The sequence below is a fragment of the Miltoncostaea marina genome (genome assembly GCF_018141525.1).
GTDB classification, from domain to species: Bacteria; Actinomycetota; Thermoleophilia; order Miltoncostaeales; family Miltoncostaeaceae; genus Miltoncostaea; species Miltoncostaea marina.
The window spans coordinates 2737642-2760376 of record NZ_CP064655.1; the positions used below are offsets into that span (position 1 = coordinate 2737642).

A 22735-nucleotide genomic window follows, 5' to 3' on the forward strand; every position below is an offset into this window, starting at 1 on the left:
CCCGGCGACGTGCAGCGGGCCGTCACGGCCTTCACCGCGACGAACCCGGCCACCACCGCCCTCGTGTGGCGGCTCGACGGCGCGGGCGGCGGGGCCACGGTGGCGTCGTTCCGGCCCGCCACGCCGCGCATCCCGGCCTCGACCATGAAGCTGGTGACCGCGGCCGGGGCCTTCCTCGAGATGGGCCCCGACCACCGCTTCCGCACCAACCTCTACGCCGCCCCCGGCGCGCGCACGGACGGCCGCGTGCTGCGCGGCGCCCTGCACCTGCGCGGCTCCGGCGACCCGGTGCTCGCCACACGGGGCTACGCCCGGCGCTACCTGCCGCAGGGGGCCACGGCGCTCGCCGAGCTGGGCGCGCCGCTGCGGGCCCGAGGCATCCGGCTGGTGCGCGGGCCGATCGTGGCCGACGAGACGCTCTTCGACGCGCGACGCATGGGCCCCGGATGGCCGTCCTACTACCGCTCCTACGCGAGCCCGCTCTCCGCGCTCACCACCAACCAGAACTACGCGGGCAACGGCCGCGCGCGCCACGTCACCAGCCCCACGCTGGCCGCCGCGCAGCGGCTGCGCGGCACCCTGCGCGGCCTGGGGATCCGGCACGCCGGGCCGCTGCGGCACGGGGGCACCCCCAAGGGCTCCCGCCTGCTCGCCACGGCCGTGTCGCCGCGGCTGCGCGCGATCGTGCGCCAGATGAACCTGGAGAGCGACAACACGATCGCCGAGACGCTCATGAAGGGCATCGGCGCCCACGGCGCCGGCCGCGGCACGACCGCCGCAGGGGCGGCGCGCATCCGCGAGCACCTCGAGCGTCGCGGCATCCTCGGCCCGGGCGACCGCCTGGTCGACGGCTCGGGCCTGTCGCGGGCCAACCGCCTCTCGGCGGCCACGCTCGTGCGGCTGATCGCCGCCGCCGACGCCGACCGCGCCTGGGGCGGGCCGCTCGTCCACTCGCTGGCCCGCGGCGGCGAGGGCACCCTCGTCCGCCGGTTCACGAGCGGCCCCGCCACGAAGCGGGTGCGCGCGAAGACCGGCTACCTCGACTGCGTCAGCGCCATGGCCGGCCGCGTGGTGAGCCGGCGGGGGCAGCGCTACGCGTTCGCGCTCGTCGCCAACTCCTGCGACATCTGGGGCGCCCGCGCGGCCCAGGACCGCGTGGTCACCCTGCTGGCGGCGGGGTCGGCCGACCTGCGCCCGGGCGGCCCGGCCACCGCGGGTGTGCCGCCCGCGCGCTAGCCCTCGCGCTCGGGCGGCGGGCGCTCGCCGGCGAGCACCGCCAGGAACGCCGCCTCGTCGATGACCGGCACGCCGAGCGACTCGGCCTTCGCGAGCTTCGACCCGGGCTCGGCGCCCGCGACGACGAACGAGGTGGAGCGGCTCACCGATCCGGTCGCCTTGCCGCCGGCCGTCGCCACGGCGCGCTTGGCCTCGTCGCGGGAGAAGGCCTCCAGGCCGCCGGTGATCACCACCGTGCGCCCCGTGAGGGGGCCGTCGGCCGGCCGGGGCGGCTCGTCCGACTCGGTCGTGAGGCCGGCGGCGCGCAGGCGCTCCAGCAGGTCGCGGTTGTCCTCGGAGGCGAGGAACTCGCGGATCGACTCCGCCACCACCGGGCCGACGCCCTCGGCCTGGGCCAGGGTCTCGACGTCGGCGGCCAGCAGCGCGTCGAGCGACGGGCACACCGCGACCACCGCCTCGGCGGTCACGTCCCCCACGTGGCGGATGCCCAGCCCGTAGAGCACGCGCGACCACGGGCGCTCCTTCGAGCGCTCGACCGCGGCCAGCAGGTTGTCGACCGACACGTCCTTGAAGCCCTCCATCGCCACCAGCCGGTCGCGGTGGCGGTGCAGGTCGTAGATGTCGGCGAAGCTCGTGAGGAGGCCCTCGTCGTAGAAGCGGCGGATCGTCTTCTCGCCCAGGCCCTCGATGTCGAGCGCGCCGCGCGAGGCGAAGTGGAACAGCCCCTGCTGGATCTGCGCCGGGCACGAGCGGTTGGGGCAGCGCATCTGCACCTCGCCGGGCGGCTGCACGACGGGCGTGTCGCAGGCCGGGCAGCGGTCCGGCATGGCGAAGGGCCGCTCGTCGCCCGTGCGCTCCTGGGTGAGGGGGCCGACCACCTGGGGGATTACGTCGCCGGCCCGCTGCACGATGACGCGGTCGCCGATCATCAGCCCCTTACGGGCGACGTCCTCCTGGTTGTGGAGGGTCGCGAGCTTCACCGTGGCGCCGCCCACCGACACGGGGTCGAGCACCGCGAACGGCACGAGCGCGCCGGTGCGGCCCACGCTCACCATGATGTCCAGCAGGGTCGTCGTCGCGGTGGTGGGCGCGAACTTGTAGGCGATCGCCCAGCGCGGCGCCCGGCCCACGGCGCCGAGCCGGTCCTGGACGTCGACCGCGTCGATCTTCACCACGGCGCCGTCGATGTCGAAGTCCACCGCGGCGCGGCGCTCCTCCCAGGCGGCGCACTCCTCGGCGACCTGCTCGATGGTCTCGACCACCCGGATGTCCGGGTTGACCGGGAAGCCCGCCTCGCGCAGCCACTCGAGCGTCGCCCACTGGCTGGCGAGCTCGAGGCCGTCGCGGTGGCCGACGGAGTAGCACCAGATCGACAGCGGCCGCTCCGCGGTCGCGCGCGGGTCGAGCTGGCGCAGGCTGCCGGCCGCCGAGTTGCGCGGGTTGGCGAACGTCGGCAGGCCGGCCTCGGCGCGCGCGGCGTTGAGCTCGGCGAACGCGGCGAGCGGCAGGTAGACCTCGCCGCGCACCTCCACCACGCGCGGCGGCGAGGCGCCGTCGGGCAGCCGCAGGCGATCGGGCAGGCCCGCGATGGTGCGCAGGTTGGCGGTCACGTCCTCGCCGACGACCCCGTCGCCGCGGGTCGCGCCCTGCACGAAGCGCCCGTCCTCGTAGGTGAGCGAGATCGCGAGCCCGTCGATCTTCGGCTCCACCACGAAGCGGTCGGGGCGCGAGCCGAGCCCCTCCTGCTCCATCACCGCCCGCGCCCGCCGGTGCCAGGCGACGAGCTCGTCGGTGCCGCGCGCGTTGGCCAGCGACAGCATCGGCCGCAGGTGGCGCACCGGGGGGAACCGCCCGGACGGGGCGGCGCCGACCCGCTGGGTGGGCGAGGCGGGCGTCTGCAGGGCCGGGTCGTCGGCCTCGAGCGCCTGCAGCTCGCGCATCCAGCCGTCGTAGACCGCGTCGTCGACCGTGGGCTGGTCGAGGACGTAGTACGCGTGGTTGGCCGCATCGATCAGCTCGCGCAGCTCGGCCGCGCGCTCGGCCGGGGTGGGCATCTACCGGATGCCGTCCATGCAGGCGCGCAGCAGGGCGGCCGGCGAGTCGACGATGGCGTCGGGCCGCTCGGCGGCGAGCTGGTCGCGCGTGAAGAAGCCCCAGGTCACCCCGATGGTCGTCACCCCGGCGGCGCGCCCGGCCTGCAGGTCGAACGGCGCGTCGCCCACGTAGCAGGCCCCCTCGGGGCCGGCGCCCAGGCGGCGCAGCGCCTCGAGCACCGGCTCGGGACGCGGCTTGTGGATCGGGGTGTCGTCGGCGGTGATCACCACGTCGAACAGCTCGGCCACCTCGGGCAGCACGCCCCAGGCGAGCTCGACCGCGTCGTGGCTCTTGGAGGTCACGATGCCGAGCCGCCGGCCGGCCCCGCGCAGCTCGTGCAGCGCCTCCTGCACCCCGTCGTAGGCCAGCAGCAGGTCGGCCGTGTTGGCGTGGTTCCACTCCCGGTAGACCCGGTAGAGCTCGTCGGAGTGGTCGGGCGAGAAGGCCGTCATCTGCTCCAGCAGCGGCCGCCCCACGTTGGCCACCAGGCGCTCGTCGGGCCACTCCTGCCCGAGCACCGTGCGCACGGCGTGGCGGTGCGACTCGCGGATGAGGGCGACCGAGTCGACGACGGTGCCGTCGAGGTCGAGCAGCACCGGCTCGTACCCGCTCACGCGTCGTCCAGCACGGGGTCGAGGAGGTCGGCGAGCGACATGCGCTCGAGCACGTCCATGTTCGCCATGTCGGTGAGGTCGAAGTGCATCGGGGTCACGGAGATGTGGCCGGACTCGATGGCGGCGAAGTCGGTGCCCTCCTCGCGCCGGTACGACGCGCCGCCGCCGTAGATCGTGAAGCGCCGTCGCGCGCCCTCGGTGGCCTCGAGCGTGAGCTCGTCGTTGTAGATGCGTCGCCCCAGGCGGGTGACGAGGGCGCCGCGCACCTCCTCGGGCGGCAGCCCGGGGGCGTTGACGTTGAGGATCACCCCGCGGGGGAAGTCGTCCTCCAGCACCCGCGGCACCAGCCGCGCCGCGAACGAGGCGCCCGCCCGGAAGTCGTAGGAGGAGCCGTCCCACTGGTCGGCCCGGGCGTCGGTCGCGTGCGCCGAGACGGCGATCGCCGGCCAGCCGAGCAGGACGCCCTCCAGCGCGGCCGCCACGGTGCCGGAGTAGGTGACGTCGTCCCCCAGGTTGAGCCCCAGGTTGACGCCGCTCACGATGACGTCGGGGCGCTCGTCCAGCAGCCCGAGCACGGCGAAGCGCACGCAGTCGACCGGCGTGCCGTCGGTGGCGAGCGCCGGCGAGCCGTCGGCGAGCGTCACCTCCTCCACGTGGAGGGGGTTGTGGATGGTGATGCCGCGGCCGATGGCGCTGCGGTTGGAGTCGGGGGCGATGACGCTGACCCTGCCGAACGGCTCGAGCGCCTGCTTCAGCGCGAGCAGCCCGGGCGAGCCGACGCCGTCGTCGTTCGTCACGAGGATGTTGGTCACGTACCGGGGAGGGTAGCCGCTGGCCCCGCCGCCCGGCCGTCGTCGTCGGGGTAGCGCACCCCGACCAGCGTCAGCGGGTGCGCCGGCGCGGTGCGCCCCGCGGCCCCCCGCGGGGCGCCCTCCAGCAGCGCCGCCAGCCGGTCGGCCGGCCACGCGCCCCGTCCCACCAGCAGCATGGTGCCGACCAGCACGCGCACCATGTGGCGCAGGAAGGCGTCGGCCTCGACGGTCATCACCAGCTCGTCGCCGCGGCGCTCCCATGAGCACGCGGTGACGGTGCGGTGGAAGAAGACGTGCTCCGTGCGGGTGGGTGTGAACGCCCGGAAGTCGTGCCGGCCCACCACGAGCGCGGCCGCCGCGTCGAGCGCATCCGTATCGAGCGGGGCCGGGTGGTGCAGCACGAGCGCGCGCCGCAGGGGCGAAGGCGGCCCGGTGAGCACCCGGTACTCGTAGCGACGGGCGACCGCGTCGCGACGCGCGTCGAAGCCCGCCGGCGCCTCGCGCACGTCGCGCGCCGCCACGTCGGGCGGCAGCAGGCCGGCCAGGCCGCGCAGGATGCGGGCCGGGGGCAGGCCGCTGGAGGTTGCGAGGCTCGCCACCTGGCCGCGGGCGTGCACTCCCGCGTCGGTGCGGCCGGCCACGACGAGGCCGACCGGCTCGCGCAGCAGCACGCCGAGCGCGTCGCGCACGACGCCCTCGACCGTGCGCAGCCCCGGCTGGGCGGCCCAGCCGGCGAAGCCGGCCCCGTCGTACTCCAGCTCCAGCCGGAGCACGCGGGGCGCGGGCACTACCGGGCGGCCGGGACCTCGATGTCCTGGGTCAGCTCGAGCAGCACCATCGGCGCCGCGTCGCCCTGGCGCGGGCCGAGCTTGAGGGTGCGTGTGTAGCCGCCCTGGACGTCGCTGAACGCGGGGCCGATCACGTCGAACAGCCGGTACGTGACCTCCTTGTTGCGCAGCAGCGCGATCGCCTGGCGCCGGGCGTGCAGGGTGTCCTGCTTGGCGAGGGTGATCGCCTTCTCGGCGATGCCCCGGGCGAGCCGGGCCTTGGGGGCGGTCGTCTGGATGCGCCCGTGCGTCAGCAGGGCCGTGGCGAGGTTGGCCGCCATGGCCGAGCGGTGCGCCGAGGAGCGGTTGAGCTTGGGTCCCTGGTTGCGGTGACGCACGGTCGTTCTCCTGGTCTGGCCGTGGAGGTGGGGCTAGGCCTCGTCGCTGCGCAGCTCGAGGCCGTGCGCGGCGAGGTTCTCCTTGACCTCTTCGATGCTCTTCTTGCCGAAGTTGGGGATGGCCGACAGCTCGGCCTCGGTCTTGGAGATGAGGTCGCCGATCGTCTCGACGCCCACGCGCTTGAGGCAGTTGTACGAGCGCACCCCGAGCTCGAGCTCCTCGATCATGATGTCGTGCATGCCGCCGCCGGCGGGCGGCTCCTCCGCGGCCGGCTCGCCGAGCAGGCGGGTGCTCTCCGGGTCGGCGAAGATCGCCAGACGGCCGATGAGGGTCTCCGCGGCCTCGGCGATCGCCGCGCGCGGGTCGACGCTGCCGTTCGTCTGGATCTCGAGCGTCAGCTTGTCGTAGTCGGTGCGCTGGCCGACGCGGGCGGGGCTGACCTCGTAGCGCACCCGCAGGATCGGCGAGAAGTTGGCGTCGACCGGGATGACCCCGATCGTCGACCCCGGGCCCTTGTTCTGCTCGGCCGGCACGTAGCCGCGGCCGCGGCTGATCATGAGGATCATGTCGAGCCGGGCGCCGGCCTCGAGGTTGCCGATCTCGAGGTCCGGGTTGAGGATCTCGAGGTCGGCCGGGGCGGCGATGTCGCCGGCCGTCACGGCGCCGGGGCCGGTCTTGGAGAGCTCCACCTCGATCTCGCCGGCCTCGCCGTGCAGGCGGCAGACGAGCTCGCGCAGGTTGAGGATGACGTCGGTGACGTCCTCGCGCAGCCCCGGGATCGTGGTGAACTCGTGCTGCACGCCCTCGATGCGCACCGAGGTGACGGCGGCGCCCTCGAGGGACGAGAGGAGCACCCGGCGCAGGCTGTTGCCGAAGGTGTGGCCGAAGCCGCGGTCGAGCGGCTCGACCTCGAAGCGGCCGAGCGTCTCGCTGACGGGCTCGTAGGTCATGCGGGGCGACTGGATGTCGAGCACGTGACTCCTTGTTCTCCGGCGTGCCCGCCGGATCGTGGTGACGCGGTCCTCGGCCGGCGCATCGGCGACGCGTCCGCGCGTCACGGACACGTGCCATCGCTGCCGGCCGGGGCCGTTGCTACTTCGAGTAGTACTCCACGATCAGCTGCTCGCTGACCGGGGTGTCGATCTCCGAGCGGTCGGGCGCCTTCAGCACCTTGCCGTTGAGCGCGTCGAAGTCGGCCTGCAGCCAGGGCGCGACCGAGGCCACGAGCTCCGTCGCGGCGCGGATCACGGGCTCGGCGCTCGAGCCCTCCTTGACCGTGATGATGTCGTCGGCCTTCACCTGGTAGCTCGGGATGTCGACCTTCTTGCCGTTGACCCGGAAGTGGCCGTGGTTCACGAGCTGGCGCGCCTGGCGCCGGGTGGCGGCGAGGCCGAGGCGGTACACGACGTTGTCGAGCCGCATCTCCAGCATGCGGAGGAGGTTCTCGCCGGTGATGCCCTCCTGCCGGTTGGCCTTCTCGTAGTAGCGGCGGAACTGCTTCTCGAGCAGGCCGTAGAAGCGGCGCGTCTTCTGCTTCTCGCGCAGCTGGATGAGGTACTCGCTCTGGCGGATGCGGCCGCGGCCGTGCTCGCCGGGCGGGTACGGCCGGCGGTCGAGGTACTTCTGCGCCTTGTCGGTGAGCGCGAAGCCCTCACGCCGGGACTGCTTGATGGCGGGGCCGGTGTAGCGCGCCACGGGCTAGACCCGCCGCCGCTTGCGGGGGCGGCAGCCGTTGTGGGGGACCGGCGACACGTCGGTGACCGAGGCGACCTCGATGCCGGCGGCCTGGAGCGAGCGGATGGCCGTCTCGCGGCCCGAGCCCGGACCCTTGACGTAGACGTCGACCTTCTGGAGGCCGTGCTCCATGCCCTTGCGGGCGGCCGAGTCGGCCGTCACCTGGGCGGCGAAGGGCGTGCTCTTGCGCGAGCCCTTGAAGCCCGCGGAGCCCGCGGTCTCCCACGCGATCACGTTCCCCTGCTTGTCGGTCAGGGTGACGATCGTGTTGTTGAACGACGTCTTGATGTGGGCGTTGCCCACGGGGATGTTCTTCCGCGTGCGCCGGCGGGTCCGGCCGCGGGTCACCTTCTGGCGTGCCAACGCGCTCCTCGGTCCTGTTCGGGGGTGTCCGGCCTCAGCCCTTGCGCTGCTTGCCCACGGTGCGCTTGGGGCCCTTGCGCGTCCGCGCGTTGGTCTTCGTGCGCTGACCGCGCACCGGCAGGCCGCGCCGGTGGCGCAGGCCGCGGTAGCAGCCGATCTCCATGAGCCGCTTCATGTCGTTCGAGCGCTCGCGCCGGAGGTCGCCCTCGACGATGAGCGTCTTCTCGATGACGTCGCGGAGGCGCCCGATCTCCTCCTCGGTGAGGTCCCGCACGTAGGTGTCGCGGTCGATGCCGGTCTGCTCCAGCACCGTGTTGGCCGTGGAACGGCCGATGCCGTACACGTAGGTGAGGCCGATCTCGATCCGCTTCTCGCGGGGGATGTTGACGCCGGCGATGCGCGCCATCAGCCCTGCACCTGCTTGTGGCGGGCGTTCTGGCAGATGACGAGGAGCTTGCCGTGTCGCTTGATGACGCGGCACTTCTCGCAGATCGGCTTCACAGAGGCGCGGACCTTCACTCTTCATCCCCTGACTCGGGCGCGGGCGTGCACGCGGGTCAGCCCCGCGAGCGACCGCGGATGTTAGCACCGCGACGCCCTCAGCGCAGGATGCGGAGGCCCCGCGTCGCGCGCGGCGTCCGGCGGACGCTCCGCACGACCGCGGCCGGAACGCTGGACCGGGACGCGACGGTGGCGCCGCGCGGCCGGCGAGCCGTCGCCGGTGAGGCGGCCGGGCCGATGCCGAGCGCCGACACGGTGGGCCGACCCGGGTCGCGACGGTGGCGCCGCCGGCGAAGCGGGGCGGCGCGGCAGGCCGCTGGCGTCGGTCGCCGGGCACGGCACGCCCACGAGGGCGTCGATTCGCCGCGCTGCCCGCTCCCGGCGCCATCGTCTGCGCCGGTCCGCCGTTGCCGCCGGGGGCACCGAGACGGGGATCGGCCGCGATGCGCGGACCCGGGCGGCGCGCGTCGCCGGGCAGCACCACGTTGGCCGGGGCGGCGGCGGACACGGCGCCGGGCCCGCCCCGCTCGAGCGCCTCCTCGCCGGCGCCGGCCGCGTTGTGCTCGACGACGACCCGCAGCGCGCCGCGCGCCGACCCGGCGCCGGCCGGCAGCCCGAGGGCGACGGTCGCCCGCGACGTGGCGACCCTCGATGCCGCCGGTCGCCCGAATCGCCACGCGGGCGGCCCCCACCGGTCAGGCCAGCGTCAGGATCCTGGGCCCGTCCGCCGTGACCGCGACCGTGTGCTCCCAGTGCGCGGAGAGGCTGCCGTCGCGCGTGGTGATCGTCCACCCGTCCGGCATCAGCTCCACCTCGTGGCGGCCGACGTTGACCATCGGCTCGATCGCCAGCACGAGCCCCTCGACCAGCTCCGGGCCGGTGCCCGGCCGGCCGAGGTTCGGCACCTGCGGCTCCTCGTGCATCGAGCGGCCCACCCCGTGGCCCACGAGGCTCTGCACCACCGAGAAGCCCGCGGCCTCGACCTCCGTCTGCACCGCGTGGCCGATGTCGCCCACGTGGTTGCCGAGGCGGCAGGCCTCGATGGCCCGGTCGAGCGCGATGCGCGTGCGCTCCACCAGGCGCTCGGCGATCGGCGAGACCGTGCCGACGCCGTAGGTGCGCGCCGAGTCGGACACCCAGCCGTCCAGCACGACGCCGCAGTCGATCGCGAGCACGTCGCCGTCGCGCAGGGCGCGGTCGCCGGGGATGCCGTGCACCACCTCGTCGTTGACCGAGGCGCAGATCGACGCCGGGAACGGCGTCGGGCCCGGGTAGCCCTTGAAGGCCGGGACGCCACCGCGCGAGCGGATCAGCTCCTCGGCGACCTCGTCGAGGCGGCGCGTGGTGACGCCCACGCCGAGCTCCGTGGCGAGGGCGTCGTGGCACTCGGCCAGCACGGCGCCCGAGGCGGCCATCGCGTCGAGCTCGCCCGGTGTCTTGGGGATCGGGCCCCTGCGCCCGGGCGGCACGGCGGCGCGCCTAGCCGGCCGGCGACGCCGGGATGTGCGCGACGATCCCGTCATGGACCTCGTCGGGGGTCCGCTCGCCGTCGACCTCACGCAGCAGGCCGCGGGCGCGGTAGTAGTCGATGAGCGGGGCCGTCTGCTCCTCGTAGACGGCGAGCCGGTTGCTCACGGTCTCGGGGCGGTCGTCCTCGCGCTGATAGAGGTCGCACGGCTCCGTCCCGTCGCCCGACGGGCACGGCTCGCCGCCGTACGGCGAGAAGACCTCGTGGAACGAGCGGCCGCAGCGGCGGCAGATCCAGCGCCCGGCGAGGCGGCGCACCAGCTCCTCCCGCGAGACGGCGATCGACACGACCGCGTCGAGCGGCATCCCCAGCTCGGCCAGCATGCCGTCGAGCGCGTCGGCCTGCGGCACCGAGCGCGGGAAGCCGTCCAGCAGGAAGCTGGCGGAGCCCCCGGCCGAGAGCCGCTCGCGGATCATCCCGACCACCACCGCGTCGGGCACCAGCTCGCCGGCGTCCATGAACCGCTTGGCCTCCCGCCCGAGGTCCGTGCCGGCGGCCACCGCCGCGCGCAGCAGGTCGCCCGTGGCGAGGTGCACGAGGTCGAACTCGGCGCGCAGGCGCTCGGCCTGCGTGCCCTTCCCGGCCCCCGGGGGACCGAGGAGCACCAGCCGGGCTATTTCAGGAACCCTTCGTACGAGCGCATCATGAGCTGGGCCTCCATCTGGCGCATGGTGTCGAGGGCCACGCCGACGACGATCAGGATGGACGTGCCGCCGAGCACCCCGAAGAAGGCGTTCGAGTCGGGCAGGTAGCGGAACACGATGTTGGGCAGCTCGGCGATGATCGCCAGGTAGATGGCCCCGGGCAGCGTGAGCCGCGTCAGCACGCGGTCGAGATAGACGGCCGTCGGGCGGCCGGGGCGCACGCCCGGGATGAAGCCGCCGTACTTCTTCAGGTTGTCGGCCTGCTCCACCGGGTTGAACTGGACCGCGGTGTAGAAGTACGTGAACAGGACGATGAGCAGCGCCTCGAAGATGATGTAGTACCACGAGCCCGGCGCCAGGAGGTCCGACACGTCCTGGAAGAACGAGCCACGGCCGCCGAGCTCGGCGAGGGTCGGCGGCAGGATCACCACCGACGAGGCGAAGATGACCGGGATCACGCCGGCCATGTTCACGCGCAGCGGCATGTAGGTCGTGCCGCCCGAGGTCATGCGGCGCCCGACGACGCGCTTGGCGTACTGGATCGGGATGCGGCGCTGGCCCTCGTTGATGAAGACCACGCCGACCACCACGGCCAGCGCGATGGCGCCGATCAGCACCTGCGAGACCGGGGCGAGCGACAGCCAGCCGTCGATCGCGTCGGGCACCGAGGCCACGATGCTGGCGAAGATCAGCAGCGAGATGCCGTTGCCGACGCCGCGCTGGGTGATGAGCTCGCCGAGCCACATCAGCAGCACGGTGCCCGCCGTCACCGAGATCACGATCAGGTAGAGCTTGCCGAGCGTGAAGTCCGGCAGCGCGTCCTGCGAGCGGAAGTAGAGGACGTAGGCCAGCGACTGCAGGAGGGCCAGCACCACGGTGAAGTACCGGGTGTACTGGGTGATCTTCTGCTGGCCTGACTCGCCCTCCTTCTGCAGCTGCTCGAGCCGCGGGATGACCACGGTCATGAGCTGCAGGATGATGCTCGCCGTGATGTACGGCATGATCCCGAGCGCGAAGACCGCGAAGCGGGTCAGCGCGCCGCCGGCGAACAGGTTGAGGAAGTCGAGCAGGCGGCTGCCCCGCTCGTCGATCGCGGCCTGGAGGGCCTCCAGGTCGATGCCCGGCACGGGCACGAACGACCCGAACCGGTAGACGAGCAGGATGAACGCCGTGAAGGCGAGCTTCTTGCGGAGCTCCGGCGAGCGGAGCGAGGTGAGGATCGTCTTCAGCATGCGGAGCCGCTAGGCCCGCTCGACGGCCTCGCCGATGATCTCGACGGTCCCCCCGGCGGCCTCGATCTTCGTCCGCGCAGCGGCCGACGCCGCGTGCACCCGCACGGTCAGCGGGCGGTCGATCTCGCCCTCGGCGAGGATCTTGACCGGCCAGCCGCGCGACAGGTTGTTCTTCACCAGCCCCTTGGCCGCGAGGGCTTCGGGGTCGACGACCGCGCCCGCCTCGAACACGTCCAGCCGGCCGACGTTGACCGCCAGCGCGTGGGTCCGGAACGGGCCCATCGGCATCGACATCTTGCGGTTGGAGCCGCGGAGCTTGCCCTGCTGCATGTAGACCGGGATCTGGCCGCCCTGGTACCCCGGCCGCACGCCGCCGCCGGCGCGGGCGCCGAGGCCCTTCTGGCCGCGGCCGGCCGTCTTGCCGGTGCCCGAGCCGATGCCCCGGCCCACGCGCTTGCGGGCGCGCTTGGCGCCCGGGCGGGGGCTCAGGCGGTCGAGGCGGACGTCCTCGGCCGGGGTCTCCGGGATCTCGGGCTGGTCAGCCATCGTTCCTCTCCACACGCACGAGACGGGACACCATCCGCAGCATTCCCTGGAGCACGGGTGAGTCCTGGTGCTCCGCGGTCGTGCCGATGCCGCGCAGGCCCAGGGCCCGCAGCGTGCCGCGGTGGCGCTTCTGGGTGCCGATGCCGGACCGCACCTGCGTGATGGTCAGCTTGCTCACTCGGTCACCGCCGCGCCCGCCGGGACGGCCTCGGCCTGGCCGGCGGCGGAGCCCTCGGTGGCCGGGGCGCCCGAGCCGCGCTCGATGCCGAGCACCTCGGCGACGCTCCGGTCCCGCAGCGCCGCGACCTCCTCCGGGCGGCGCAGGGCCTTGAGGCCGGCCACGGTGGCGGCCACGAGGTTGACCGGGTTCGACGTGCCGAGCGACTTCGTGAGGATGTCGCGGATGCCGGCGAGCTCGAGCACCGCGCGCGCGCCCGCGCCCGCGATCACGCCCGTGCCCTCGGAGGCCGGCTTCATGAACACCTTGCCGGCGCCGGCCCGCCCGAGCACCTGGTGGGTGATCGTGGTGCGGTACTTCGGCACACGGAACAGGTTCTTCTTGGCGTCCTCGACGGCCTTCTGGATCGCGACGGGGACCTCCTTGGCCTTCCCGTGCCCGACGCCCACGGTGTCCACCTCGTTGCCCACCACGACGAGCGCGGAGAACGAGAAGCGGCGGCCGCCCTTGACGACCTTCGCCACGCGGTTCACCTGGACGACGCGCTCGTTGAGCTCGAGCCCGTCGGGATTGATCTTCGGTCCTCGGCGTACCTCAGCCACGCGCGGTCACCCTCTCGGTCAGAACTCGAGCCCGCCCTCGCGGGCCCCATCGGCGAGCGACTTGACGCGCCCGTGGTACTTGTAGCCGCCCCGGTCGAAGACGACGCGCTCGACGCCCGCCTGCTTCGCCCGCTCGGCCAGCAGCTTGCCGACCTCGGCGGCCGCCTCGCCCTTGGCCAGGCCGCGGAGCGGGGCCTCGTGCGAGCCGGCGGCGGCCAGGGTGTGGCCCCGGTCGTCGTCGATGATCTGGGCGTAGATGCGCTTGTTCGACCGCGCGACCGCCAGGCGCGGGCGCTCGGCCGTGCCGGCGACCCTGCCCCGGATCCTGCGGTGGCGGCGCTGGCGCGCCTCGAGTGTGGTGGTGCTCATGCCCTCTTACCGACCTTGCGCCGAACTTCCTCACCCGCGTAGCGGACGCCCTTGCCCTTGTAGGGCTCGGGCGGACGCACCGCGCGGATCTGAGCGGTGATCTGCCCCACCGCCTGCTTGTCGATCCCGCGCACCACCACCTGGGTGGGCGCCGGGACCTCGAACGAGATCCCCTCGGGCGGCTCGATGGTAACAGGGTGCGAGTACCCGACCGCCATCTCCAGGGACGTCCCGCGCATCTGCGCGCGGTAGCCGACGCCGACCACCTCGAGGCGGCGCTCGAAGCCGGCGCTGACGCCCTCGATCATGTTGGCGACCAGGCTCCGCGACAGGCCGTGCAGCGCCCGGTGCGGCCCGCGGTCCGTCGGCCGGGTGACGACCAGCTGGCCGTCCTCCTGGCTGATGCGGATGGGCTCGACCACGGTGTGGCGCAGCTCGCCCTTCGGGCCCTTGACCACCACGTTCTGGCCGGCGATGTCGACCGTCACCCCGTCGGGGATCGGGATCGGCGCGCGTCCGATGCGGCTCATTCGGTCTCCCCCCTCACCAGACCGAGCAGAGCACCTCGCCGCCGATGCCACGGCGGCGGGCCTCGTGCCCGGTGATGACGCCCTGCGAGGTCGAGAGGACCGCCACGCCCATGCCGCCCAGGATGCGCGGGATGGTGGTGCGGTCCGCGTAGACGCGGCGGCCGGGCTTGGACACGCGCTCGAGGCCGCTGATGACGCGGCGCCGGTCGCGGCTGTACTTGAGGCGCACCACGAGGTCGGTGCCGACGCGGCCCTCGCGGAGCTCGTAGTCCTGGATGTAGCCCTGCTCCTTGAGCACCCGTGCGATCTCGGCCTTGAGCGTGCTGCCGGGCATCTCGACGACGTCGTGGAGGGCGGTGTTGGCGTTGCGGATGCGCGTGAGCATGTCCGCGATGGGGTCCGTCATCATCGGCGCGTCACCAGCTGCTCTTGGTCATTCCGGGGATCACGCCGGCGTGCGCGTGACCGCGCAGGCAGATGCGGCACAGGCCGAACTTGCGGAACACCGCCCGCGGGCGGCCGCAGTTGTGGCAGCGCGTGTACTGCTGGGTCTTGTACTTCGGCGTCCGGGACGCCTTCACCCTCAGGCTGGTCTTCGCCACGTCTCTCCTCTACCGACGGCCGCGGCCGCGGCCGAACTTCTTCTGCTTGCGCCGGCGGCGGGCAGCCCGCTCCTCGGCCGAGTAGCCCTCCGCGCGGAACGGCATGCCGAGGTGCCGCAGCAGCGCGCGGGCCTCCTCGTCGGTGCCGGCCGTCGTGGTGATGGTCACGTTGAGGCCGCGGACGGCGTCGACGTTGTCGTAGTCGATCTCGGGGAAGATGGTCTGCTCGCGCAGCCCGAGGTTGTAGTTGCCGCGGCCGTCGAACATGTCCGGGTTGACGCCCCGGAAGTCGCGGATGCGGGGGAGAGCGACCGACTGGAGCCGGTCGAGGAACTCCCACATGCGGGCGCCGCGCAGCGTGACCTTGCAGCCGATCGCCATGCCCTCGCGCAGCTTGAACTGGGCGATCGACTTGCGGGCCCGGGTGAGGGCCGGCTTCTGGCCGGCGATCACGCCCATCTGGGCCATCGCCTCGTCGAGCGCCTTGGAGTTCTGCTTGGCCTCGCCCACGCCCATGCTCAGGGTGATCTTCACGAGCCGCGGGTGCTGCATCGGCGACGCGTAGCCGAACTCCTCCTGGAGCTTCGGCCGGATCTCCTGCTCGTACATGGTCTTGAGCCGCGCGGGCGGCGCGGCGGGCGCTGCGGTGGCCACCGGGCCCTCCTCGGTCTGGGCGGTGTCGTCGGCCATCAGTCGAACCTCTCGCCGGAGCGCGCCGACACGCGGACGCGCCGGCCGTCGATCTCCTGGATGCGCACGCGCGTCGGCCGGTTGTCCTTCGGGTCGATCAGCGACACGTTGGACAGGTGAACCGGCGCCGGGCGCTCGATCACGCCGCCGGGCTCGTTGGGCGGCCGCGGCTTGGTGTGGCGCTTCATGATGTTGACGCCCTCGACGACCACGCGCCCCTCCCGGGGCCGGACCTCGAGCACCACGCCCGACTTGCCCTTGTCCTTGCCGGACAGCAGGACCACGCGGTCGCCCTTGCGGATGCGGGCCGGCACTACAGGACCTCCGGGGCCAGGCTGATGATCTTCATGAAGTTCTTCTCGCGCAGCTCGCGTGCCACGGGGCCGAAGATACGGGTCCCGCGCGGGTTCTGGGCGTTGTCGATGATGACCGCCGCGTTCTCGTCGAAGGCGATGAACGTGCCGTCGTCGCGGCCGTGCTCCTTCTTGGTCCGCACGATGACCGCGCGGACGACGTCGCCCTTCTTGATGGCGCCGTTGGGGACCGCCGCCTTGACGGTGCCCACGATCACGTCGCCCACGGACGCGGTGCGCCGGCGGGAGCCGCCCATGATGCGGATGCAGAGGATCTCGCGCGCGCCGGTGTTGTCGGCCACGCGGAGCCGTGTCTCGACCTGGATCACTACCGCGCCTTCTCGATGATCTCGACCAGCCGCCAGCGCTTCTGGCGGGACAGCGGACGGGTCTCCACGACGCGCACGAGGTCGCCCTCGCCCGCCTCGTTGCGCTCGTCGTGCGCGTGGAGCTTCGTCGACGTGCGGACCGTCTTGCCGTACACGGGGTGGGGCCGCGACGTCTCGAGCAGCACGGTGATGGTCTTGTCGCGGGACGCCGACACGACATAGCCCGTACGGCTCTTGCGCGACGCCACCGACTCCTGCGGGGTGCGGACGGCGGCGCTCATGCCTGCAGCTCCCTCTCTCGGGCGATGGTCAGGAGGCGCGCGATCTCGCGGCGCCGGGCCGACAGCTCCGAGGTCCGCTCCAGCGCGCCGGAGGCGTGCTGGAAGCGCAGGTTGAAGTGCGCCTCGCGGGCCTCGGCGAGCCGCTGGGCGAGCTCGTCGTCGGAAAGGTCTCGGATCTCGTTCGGCTTCACGTCCTACCCGTCCTCGCGCGTCACGAACTTGCAGCGGACCGGCAGCTTGTTGGCGGCGAGGCGCATCGCGTCGCGGGCGAGCGGCTCGGGCACGCCGGCCAGCTCGAACATGATGCGACCCGGCTTCACCACCGCGACCCACCCCTCGGGCGAGCCCTTGCCGGAGCCCATGCGGGTCTCGGCCGGCTTCTTGGTGAAGGACTTCTGGGGGAAGATGTTGATCCACACCTTGCCGCCGCGCTTGATGCGACGGGTCATGGCGATACGGGCGGCCTCGATCTGGCGGTTGGTGATCGACCCCGGCTCGAGGGCCTTCAGGCCGTACTCGCCGAAGTGGATCGTGTGGTTGCCCTTCGAGAAGCCGTTGCGGCGACCGCGGTGCTCCTTGCGGTGCTTGGTGCGCTTCGGCATCAGCATCAGCTGTCACCCCCCCGGGAACCCTGGCCCGCGCGGTCGCCCCCGCGGTCGCGGCCCCCGCCGGGACGGCGGTCGCGGCGCGGACGGCGCGGCGGCGGGGCCGCCTCCATGTCGGTGCGGCCGCGGCTGTCGGTGACGCCCTCGGGCAGCACCTCGCCCTTGTTGATCCACACCTTCACGCCGATCCGGCCGAAGGTGGTCTTGGCCTCGTGGAAGCCGTAGTCGATGTCCGCGCGCAGCGTGTGCAGGGGGACGCGCCCGTCGGAGTAGTGCTCCGAGCGGGACATCTCGGTGCCGCCCAGGCGGCCGCCGCACTGGATCTTCACGCCCTGGGCGCCGGAGCGCATGGCGGATGTCAGCGCGCGCTTCATCGCCCGCCGGAAGCTGACCCGGTTCTCGAGCTGCTCGGCGATCGACTGCGCCACGAGCTTCGCGTCGAGCTCGGGGCGCTTGATCTCGTTGATGTTCACCTGGATCTGCTTGCCGGTGAGCCGGTTGAGCTCGCGGCGCAGCGCGTCGACCTCGGACCCGCTCTTGCCGATCACGATGCCCGGGCGGGCGGTGAAGATGTCGACGGTGAGCTTGGTCTGGTCCTTCTTCAGGTGGATCGACGACAGGCCGGCGTGGCTCAGCTTGCCGAGGATGTGGTTGCGCACCACGCGGTCCTCGTCGAGGTACTTCGCGTAGTCGCGCGTCGAGAACCAGTTGCTGCGCCAGCCGCTGAGCACGCCCAGCCGGAAGCCGGTCGGATTGATCTTCTGACCCATGTCTCTAGCGTCCCGTCTCGGCCAGGCCGATGGTGATGTGGCAGGTGCGCTTCATGATCGGCGTCGCCCGGCCCTGGGCCCGCGGCCGGTAGCGCTTGATCGTGGGGCCCTCGTCCACGGTGACGCGCGCCAGCACGAGGTCGCGCGGGTCGAGGCCGTGGTTGTGGTCCGCGTTCGCGATCGCCGACTGCAGCACCTTGCGCACCGGCACGGCGGCCGCGCGGGTGCTGTAGGCGAGGATCGCCTGCGCCTCCGCGACCGACTTGCCGCGCACGAGGTCGGCCACCAGCCGGCCCTTGCGGGCCGACGTGCGGACGTACTTCGCGGTGGCCTCCACCACGGGCGGGGTCTGGGTGTCGGTGCTCATCGGCGCATCGTGGAGGTCCGGTCGGAGCCGGCGTGGCCCCGATAGGTGCGGGTGGGGGCGAACTCGCCCAGCTTGTGGCCGACCATGCTCTCGCTCACGAACACGGGCACGTGCTTGCGCCCGTCGTGCACGGCGATCGTGTGGCCGACCATCTCGGGGAAGATCGTCGAGGCGCGCGACCAGGTGCGCACGATGCGCTTCTCGTTCGCGGCGTTCATGTCCTCGATGCGCTTCATCAGCCGCTCGTCGACGAACGGCCCCTTCTTGGTGCTGCGACCCATTCGCTAACGCCCCTCGGTGTGCTTGCCGCGCTTGCGGCCGCGGACGATGTACTTCGAGCTGGGCTTGCCCTTGACCCGGGTGCGGTAGCCGTTGGTCGGCTTGCCCCACGGGGTGACCGGGTGGCGCCCGGAGTTGCTCTTGCCCTCCCCGCCGCCGTGCGGGTGGTCGACCGGGTTCATGGCGGAGCCGCGCACCTTGGGGCGCTTGCCCTTCCAGCGGCTGCGGCCGGCCTTGCCGACGCTGATGTTCTCGTGCGTGGCGTTGCCGATCTGGCCCACGGTCGCTCGGCAGTCGGCGTGCACCATGCGCATCTCGCTCGAGGGCAGGCGGAGGGTGGCGTAGTCGCCCTCCTTCGCCATGAGCTGCGCCCCGACGCCGGCCGAGCGGCAGAGCTGCCCGCCGCGCCCGATCTGGAGCTCGATGTTGTGCACGACCGTGCCGGTCGGGATGTCGCGCAGGGCGAGCGAGTTGCCCGGCTTGATGTCGGCCTTCGGGCCGCTCATCACCGTGTCGCCCACGCGCAGCCGCTGCGGCGCGAGGATGTAGGCCTTCTCGCCGTCGGCGTAGTGCAGCAGGGCGATGCGGGCCGACCGGTTGGGGTCGTACTCGATGGCGGCGACCTTGGCCGGCACGTCGTCCTTGCGGCGCTTGAAGTCGATGATCCGGTAGCGGCGCTTGTGGCCGCCCCCGATGTGGCGGCTGGTCACGCGGCCGTTGTTGTTGCGCCCGCCGGACTTGTGGATCTTCCCGAGCAGCGACTTCTCGGGGGTCGTCTTCGTGACCTCCTCGAAGTCGGAGCCGGTGACGAACCGCCGGCCCGGCGACGTCGGCTTGTACTTGCGGATCCCCATCAGGCGCCCTCGAACAGTTCGATCGTGTCGCCGGGCCGGAGCTCGACGATGGCCTTCTTCCAGCCCGGGCGGCGACCGCGGCTGACGCCGCGCCGCTTGGGCTTGCTGCGCACGGACACGGTCCGCACGTCGGTCACCGTGACGTCGAAGAGGTCCTCGATCGCCTGGCGGATCTCCGTCTTGTGGGCGCTGTCCAGCACGCGGAACGTGTACTGGTTGTGCGCCTGCACGAGCTGGAAGCTCTTCTCCGAGATGACCGGGCGCACGATGACGCGCCGGATGTCCTGCCGCAGGCTGCTCACGAGCGCTCCTCCTCGGCCTCGGGGGCCTCCTCGGCGGGCGCGTCGCCCGGCACCTGGTCGGCCTCGGCGAGCGGCGCCCGGTCGGCGGCCGGCTCCTCGGCGGTCGCCTCGGCCGCCGGCTCCTCGGCGACGGGCTCCTCGGCGGCCTTCTTGCGCGAGCGCTTCGGCTTCGGCGCCTCCTCGGCGGGCGCGGCCACCTGGTTGGCGGGCGCGGCCGGCGCGGTGCGCTGCGGGGCCGGCTTCGGCGTCGGCTTGGGCGACACCTCGGCCACCTCGAGCGGCGCGCCCGCGAGGCGCTCCCACACGGCCCGCTCCACGAGCAGGGCCCGCGCGGCGACCACGTCGACCGTCTCGAGCTCGGCGCCGGACAACACGTAGACGCCCTCGAGGTTGCGGAAGGCGCGCGCCTCGACCGACTGGACGTCGTCCAGCACCACGAGCAGCGGCCGCACCTGGAGCCCGTCGGGCGCCTGGCGCAGGTACTCGGCCGCGCGCTTGGTGGAGGGCGCGTCCCAGCCGGTCGCGTCCATCACCGCGGCCGAGCCGCGGTCGGCGTGGGCGCGCAGGGCGGCGCGGAACGCCTGCTGACGCACCTTGCGGTTGACCTTGCCGCCGTAGGAGCGCGGGGTCGGCCCGAAGACGGTGCCGCCGCCGGTCCACTGCGGGGCGCGGGTCGAGCCCTGGCGGGCGCGGCCGGTGCCCTTCTGGCGCCACGGCTTCTTGCCGCCGCCGCGGACCTGCCCGCGGGTCAGCGTCGAGTGGGTGCCGGCGCGCCGGGCGGCGAGCTCGGCGACCACCGTCTCGTGGATGAGGTGCTGCTTGATGGCCTGCTCGGCGATGGCCGGCGCGAGCGGCGCCGAGCCGGCGGGCAGGCCTGCGGGGTCCAGTACCGGAAGGGTCACTCGGGCCTCACGATCACGATGCCGTTGACGCCGCCCGGGACCGCCCCGCGCACGAGCAGCAGGTTGCGCTCGACGTCGCGGTCGACCACCTGCAGGCCGCGCTGGGTGACCGTGCGCGCGCCCATGTGGCCGCTCATGCGCAGGCCCTTGAAGACGCGCGCCGGGTAGGCGGCGGCGCCGATCGACCCGGGCTGGCGGATGTTGTGGGAGCCGTGGCTCTTCGGCCCGCGCTTGAAGTTGTGGCGCTTGATGGTGCCGGCGTAGCCCTTGCCCTTCGAGGTGCCGGTCACGCGGACCACCTGGCCCGGCTCGAAGCCCTCGACGGTGACGACGTCGCCCAGCGCGACCTCGCCCACCTCCTCGAGGCTGAACTCGTGCAGGTGGCGCACGGGCGGCGCGCCGGCCTTCTTGAGGTGGCCGAGCTCGCCGCCGGCGAGCCGCTTGGGCTTGATGGCGCCGAAGCCGAGCTGCACGGCGGCGTAGCCGTCGGCCTCCTCGGTCTTCACCTGGGTCACGTGGCAGGGGCCGGCCTCGATCACGGTGAGCGGCACGCGGGCGCCGTCCTCGCCGAAGATCTGGGTCATGCCGACCTTGCGTCCGATGATCGCGGCCATCGCGCTACGCCTTGATCTCGATGTCGACGCCGGCGGGCAGGTCGAGGCGCATGAGCGAGTCGACCGTCTTCGGCGTGGGCGAGTAGATGTCGATGAGGCGCTTGTGGGTGCGGATCTCGAAGTGCTCCCGCGAGTCCTTGTCCTTGAACGGGCCGCGGATCACGCAGTAGACGTTGCGCTCGGTCGGGAGCGGGACGGGACCCGAGATCGTGGCGCCGCTCCGCTGCGCGGTCTCCACGATCGACGCGGCGCTCTTGTCGATCAGCTCGTGGTCGTATGCCTTGAGGCGGATTCTGATCTTGTTCTGCTGCACTCTTCGCGGCGCCTCGGATTCGGGGGGAAAGAAAACCCCGCCGCCTCCGCGAGGGAGACGACGGGGCCGGGGACGAACCCCTGCTACTGGATGATGCTCTCGACGACGCCGGCGCCGACGGTGCGGCCCCCCTCGCGGATCGCGAAGCGCAGGCCCTCCTCCATGGCGATCGGCTGGATCAGCTCGACCGTCATGGTGGCGTTGTCGCCGGGCATGACCATCTCCACGCCCTCCTCCAGGTTCACCACGCCCGTCACGTCCGTGGTGCGGAAGTAGAACTGCGGGCGGTAGTTGGAGAAGAACGGCGTGTGGCGGCCGCCCTCGTCCTTCGAGAGGACGTACACCTGGGCGGTGAACTTCGTGTGCGGGGTGATCGACTTCGGCGCCGCCAGCACCTGGCCGCGCTGGATCTCCTCGCGCTTGACGCCGCGGAGCAGCGCGCCGATGTTGTCGCCGGCCTGGCCCTCGTCGAGCAGCTTGCGGAACATCTCGACGCCGGTCACGACGGTGCTGGTGGTCTCGGGGGTCATCCCGACGATCTCCACCGTCTCGCCGACCTTGATGATGCCGCGCTCGACGCGGCCGGTGGCCACCGTGCCGCGGCCGGTGATGGTGAAGACGTCCTCCACCGGCATCAGGAACGGCTTGTCCACGTCGCGCTCGGGGAGCGGGACGAAGTCGTCCACCGCCGCCATCAGCTCGAGGATGCTCTCCTCGGCCGCCGCGTCGCCGTTGAGGGCGTTGAGCGCGGAGCCGCGGATCACCGGCGTGTCGTCGCCGGGGAACTCGTAGGAGGACAGCAGCTCGCGGACCTCGAGCTCGACGAGCTCGAGCAGCTCCTCGTCGTCGACCATGTCGGCCTTGTTGAGGAACACGACGATCGACGGCACGCCGACCTGGCGGGCGAGCAGGATGTGCTCGCGCGTCTGCGGCATCGGGCCGTCGGCCGCGGACACGACCAGGATCGCGCCGTCCATCTGGGCGGCGCCCGTGATCATGTTCTTGATGTAGTCGGCGTGGCCCGGGCAGTCCACGTGGGCGTAGTGGCGGTTCTCGGTCTCGTACTCGACGTGCGAGGTCGCGATCGTGATGCCGCGCTCACGCTCCTCCGGCGCCTTGTCGATGGAGTCGTAGGCGATGGCCTTGGTCTCGCCGCCGACCTTCTCGGCGAGGACCTTGGTGATGGCGGCCGTCAGGGTCGTCTTGCCGTGGTCGACATGGCCGATGGTGCCGATGTTGACGTGCGGCTTGGACCTGTCGAACTTCTCTTTCGCCATCGATAGCTCCCTCTGGGCACTCGGCGTGACGGCCTGCTCAGCGGCCGC

36 protein-coding genes are annotated in these 22735 nt (G+C 72.8%); 1 reads left to right on the forward strand and 35 read right to left on the reverse strand.

Translation table 11 applies throughout. From position 1 onward, the window contains the following. The first annotated feature begins 9 nt into the window (after window positions 1–9). Window positions 10–1236 carry a D-alanyl-D-alanine carboxypeptidase/D-alanyl-D-alanine endopeptidase gene (gene dacB, locus ITJ85_RS13865; protein WP_217913696.1) on the forward strand — a complete coding sequence of 409 codons (1227 nt, stop codon included), beginning with the start codon at window positions 10–12 and terminating at the stop codon, window positions 1234–1236. On the opposite strand, the gene ligA is transcribed toward dacB, so the two are convergent. The 35 genes from ligA to tuf form a co-directional block, all read right to left on the reverse strand. Next, window positions 1233–3290, reverse strand: coding sequence for an NAD-dependent DNA ligase LigA (gene ligA / locus ITJ85_RS13870; RefSeq protein WP_217913697.1), 2058 nt, complete (start codon window positions 3288–3290; stop codon window positions 1233–1235). The genes dacB and ligA overlap by 4 nt on opposite strands. Continuing rightward, a complete protein-coding gene (locus ITJ85_RS13875; RefSeq protein ID WP_217913698.1) occupies window positions 3291–3944 on the reverse strand; it encodes an HAD family hydrolase in 654 nt (217 codons plus the stop codon). After that, a complete protein-coding gene (gene surE / locus ITJ85_RS13880; protein ID WP_217913699.1) occupies window positions 3941–4756 on the reverse strand; it encodes a 5'/3'-nucleotidase SurE in 816 nt (271 codons plus the stop codon). The genes ITJ85_RS13875 and surE overlap by 4 nt, the downstream gene beginning before the upstream one ends. Further along, complete coding sequence (truA, locus tag ITJ85_RS13885; protein ID WP_217913700.1) at window positions 4753–5544, reverse strand: tRNA pseudouridine(38-40) synthase TruA; 792 nt, start codon at window positions 5542–5544, stop codon at window positions 4753–4755. The genes surE and truA overlap by 4 nt, the downstream gene beginning before the upstream one ends. Beyond that, window positions 5544–5921, reverse strand: coding sequence for a 50S ribosomal protein L17 (rplQ, locus tag ITJ85_RS13890; RefSeq protein WP_217913701.1), 378 nt, complete (start codon window positions 5919–5921; stop codon window positions 5544–5546). The genes truA and rplQ overlap by 1 nt, the downstream gene beginning before the upstream one ends. 33 nt (window positions 5922–5954) lie before the next feature. Then, window positions 5955–6896 (reverse strand): DNA-directed RNA polymerase subunit alpha, encoded by a 942-nt coding sequence (locus ITJ85_RS13895; RefSeq protein ID WP_217913702.1) that lies wholly within the window; start codon window positions 6894–6896, stop codon window positions 5955–5957. A 118-nt stretch (window positions 6897–7014) separates the two neighbouring features. Continuing rightward, window positions 7015–7617 carry a 30S ribosomal protein S4 gene (gene rpsD, locus ITJ85_RS13900; RefSeq protein ID WP_217913703.1) on the reverse strand — a complete coding sequence of 201 codons (603 nt, stop codon included), beginning with the start codon at window positions 7615–7617 and terminating at the stop codon, window positions 7015–7017. 3 nt (window positions 7618–7620) lie between these two features. Next, window positions 7621–8019, reverse strand: coding sequence for a 30S ribosomal protein S11 (rpsK, locus tag ITJ85_RS13905; RefSeq protein ID WP_217913704.1), 399 nt, complete (start codon window positions 8017–8019; stop codon window positions 7621–7623). 34 nt (window positions 8020–8053) lie between these two features. Further along, a complete protein-coding gene (rpsM, locus tag ITJ85_RS13910; protein WP_217913705.1) occupies window positions 8054–8425 on the reverse strand; it encodes a 30S ribosomal protein S13 in 372 nt (123 codons plus the stop codon). After that, entirely contained in the window at window positions 8425–8538 is a 114-nt protein-coding gene (gene rpmJ, locus ITJ85_RS13915; RefSeq protein WP_217913706.1) for a 50S ribosomal protein L36, read from the reverse strand. Before rpmJ ends, rpsM begins: the two co-directional genes overlap by 1 nt. Before the next feature lie 677 nt (window positions 8539–9215). After that, on the reverse strand, window positions 9216–9989 hold the full coding sequence (gene map, locus ITJ85_RS13920; RefSeq protein WP_217913707.1) for a type I methionyl aminopeptidase: 774 nt from the start codon (window positions 9987–9989) through the stop codon (window positions 9216–9218). Window positions 9990–9999: 10 nt separating this feature from the next. After that, on the reverse strand, window positions 10000–10653 hold the full coding sequence (locus ITJ85_RS13925; RefSeq protein WP_246496268.1) for an adenylate kinase: 654 nt from the start codon (window positions 10651–10653) through the stop codon (window positions 10000–10002). A gap of 8 nt (window positions 10654–10661) precedes the next feature. Then, window positions 10662–11924, reverse strand: coding sequence for a preprotein translocase subunit SecY (gene secY / locus ITJ85_RS13930; protein ID WP_217913708.1), 1263 nt, complete (start codon window positions 11922–11924; stop codon window positions 10662–10664). 9 nt (window positions 11925–11933) lie between these two features. After that, window positions 11934–12470, reverse strand: coding sequence for a 50S ribosomal protein L15 (rplO, locus tag ITJ85_RS13935; protein ID WP_217913709.1), 537 nt, complete (start codon window positions 12468–12470; stop codon window positions 11934–11936). Next, window positions 12463–12648 carry a 50S ribosomal protein L30 gene (gene rpmD / locus ITJ85_RS13940; protein WP_217913710.1) on the reverse strand — a complete coding sequence of 62 codons (186 nt, stop codon included), beginning with the start codon at window positions 12646–12648 and terminating at the stop codon, window positions 12463–12465. Before rpmD ends, rplO begins: the two co-directional genes overlap by 8 nt. Continuing rightward, complete coding sequence (rpsE, locus tag ITJ85_RS13945) at window positions 12645–13223, reverse strand: 30S ribosomal protein S5 (RefSeq protein WP_425517122.1); 579 nt, start codon at window positions 13221–13223, stop codon at window positions 12645–12647. Before rpsE ends, rpmD begins: the two co-directional genes overlap by 4 nt. A gap of 45 nt (window positions 13224–13268) precedes the next feature. After that, window positions 13269–13619, reverse strand: a complete 351-nt coding sequence (gene rplR, locus ITJ85_RS13950) for a 50S ribosomal protein L18 (protein WP_217913712.1) — start codon at window positions 13617–13619, stop codon at window positions 13269–13271. Next, window positions 13616–14149 (reverse strand): 50S ribosomal protein L6, encoded by a 534-nt coding sequence (gene rplF, locus ITJ85_RS13955; protein WP_217913713.1) that lies wholly within the window; start codon window positions 14147–14149, stop codon window positions 13616–13618. The genes rplR and rplF overlap by 4 nt, the downstream gene beginning before the upstream one ends. 13 nt (window positions 14150–14162) lie before the next feature. Next, window positions 14163–14555: a 30S ribosomal protein S8 gene (gene rpsH, locus ITJ85_RS13960; RefSeq protein WP_343232952.1), complete on the reverse strand. Its 393-nt coding sequence runs from the start codon at window positions 14553–14555 to the stop codon at window positions 14163–14165. A 10-nt stretch (window positions 14556–14565) separates the two neighbouring features. Further along, window positions 14566–14751 (reverse strand): type Z 30S ribosomal protein S14, encoded by a 186-nt coding sequence (locus tag ITJ85_RS13965; RefSeq protein WP_217913715.1) that lies wholly within the window; start codon window positions 14749–14751, stop codon window positions 14566–14568. 9 nt (window positions 14752–14760) lie between these two features. Continuing rightward, the gene (gene rplE, locus ITJ85_RS13970; protein WP_343232953.1) at window positions 14761–15441 is read right to left on the reverse strand and encodes a 50S ribosomal protein L5; all 681 of its coding nucleotides are present in this window, start codon (window positions 15439–15441) and stop codon (window positions 14761–14763) included. Continuing rightward, window positions 15441–15755 (reverse strand): 50S ribosomal protein L24, encoded by a 315-nt coding sequence (gene rplX / locus ITJ85_RS13975; RefSeq protein WP_217913716.1) that lies wholly within the window; start codon window positions 15753–15755, stop codon window positions 15441–15443. Before rplX ends, rplE begins: the two co-directional genes overlap by 1 nt. After that, a complete protein-coding gene (gene rplN, locus ITJ85_RS13980) occupies window positions 15755–16123 on the reverse strand; it encodes a 50S ribosomal protein L14 (RefSeq protein WP_217913717.1) in 369 nt (122 codons plus the stop codon). Before rplN ends, rplX begins: the two co-directional genes overlap by 1 nt. Next, the gene (gene rpsQ / locus ITJ85_RS13985; RefSeq protein ID WP_217913718.1) at window positions 16123–16404 is read right to left on the reverse strand and encodes a 30S ribosomal protein S17; all 282 of its coding nucleotides are present in this window, start codon (window positions 16402–16404) and stop codon (window positions 16123–16125) included. Before rpsQ ends, rplN begins: the two co-directional genes overlap by 1 nt. After that, window positions 16401–16595: a 50S ribosomal protein L29 gene (rpmC, locus tag ITJ85_RS13990; protein ID WP_217913719.1), complete on the reverse strand. Its 195-nt coding sequence runs from the start codon at window positions 16593–16595 to the stop codon at window positions 16401–16403. Before rpmC ends, rpsQ begins: the two co-directional genes overlap by 4 nt. Before the next feature lie 3 nt (window positions 16596–16598). Continuing rightward, window positions 16599–17012, reverse strand: coding sequence for a 50S ribosomal protein L16 (gene rplP / locus ITJ85_RS13995; RefSeq protein ID WP_217913720.1), 414 nt, complete (start codon window positions 17010–17012; stop codon window positions 16599–16601). Then, entirely contained in the window at window positions 17012–17779 is a 768-nt protein-coding gene (gene rpsC / locus ITJ85_RS14000) for a 30S ribosomal protein S3 (protein WP_217913721.1), read from the reverse strand. Before rpsC ends, rplP begins: the two co-directional genes overlap by 1 nt. Before the next feature lie 4 nt (window positions 17780–17783). Further along, window positions 17784–18146, reverse strand: coding sequence for a 50S ribosomal protein L22 (gene rplV, locus ITJ85_RS14005; RefSeq protein ID WP_217913722.1), 363 nt, complete (start codon window positions 18144–18146; stop codon window positions 17784–17786). Next, window positions 18143–18427: a 30S ribosomal protein S19 gene (gene rpsS / locus ITJ85_RS14010; protein WP_217913723.1), complete on the reverse strand. Its 285-nt coding sequence runs from the start codon at window positions 18425–18427 to the stop codon at window positions 18143–18145. The genes rplV and rpsS overlap by 4 nt, the downstream gene beginning before the upstream one ends. Window positions 18428–18430: 3 nt before the next feature. After that, complete coding sequence (gene rplB / locus ITJ85_RS14015; RefSeq protein ID WP_217913724.1) at window positions 18431–19279, reverse strand: 50S ribosomal protein L2; 849 nt, start codon at window positions 19277–19279, stop codon at window positions 18431–18433. Then, on the reverse strand, window positions 19279–19581 hold the full coding sequence (gene rplW, locus ITJ85_RS14020; protein WP_217913725.1) for a 50S ribosomal protein L23: 303 nt from the start codon (window positions 19579–19581) through the stop codon (window positions 19279–19281). Before rplW ends, rplB begins: the two co-directional genes overlap by 1 nt. Next, window positions 19578–20483, reverse strand: a complete 906-nt coding sequence (rplD, locus tag ITJ85_RS14025; protein ID WP_217913726.1) for a 50S ribosomal protein L4 — start codon at window positions 20481–20483, stop codon at window positions 19578–19580. The genes rplW and rplD overlap by 4 nt, the downstream gene beginning before the upstream one ends. After that, on the reverse strand, window positions 20480–21097 hold the full coding sequence (gene rplC, locus ITJ85_RS14030; protein WP_217913727.1) for a 50S ribosomal protein L3: 618 nt from the start codon (window positions 21095–21097) through the stop codon (window positions 20480–20482). Before rplC ends, rplD begins: the two co-directional genes overlap by 4 nt. Before the next feature lie 4 nt (window positions 21098–21101). Then, the gene (rpsJ, locus tag ITJ85_RS14035) at window positions 21102–21410 is read right to left on the reverse strand and encodes a 30S ribosomal protein S10 (protein WP_217913728.1); all 309 of its coding nucleotides are present in this window, start codon (window positions 21408–21410) and stop codon (window positions 21102–21104) included. An 83-nt stretch (window positions 21411–21493) separates the two neighbouring features. After that, complete coding sequence (gene tuf, locus ITJ85_RS14040; RefSeq protein WP_217913729.1) at window positions 21494–22687, reverse strand: elongation factor Tu; 1194 nt, start codon at window positions 22685–22687, stop codon at window positions 21494–21496. Window positions 22688–22735: the final 48 nt, after the last annotated feature.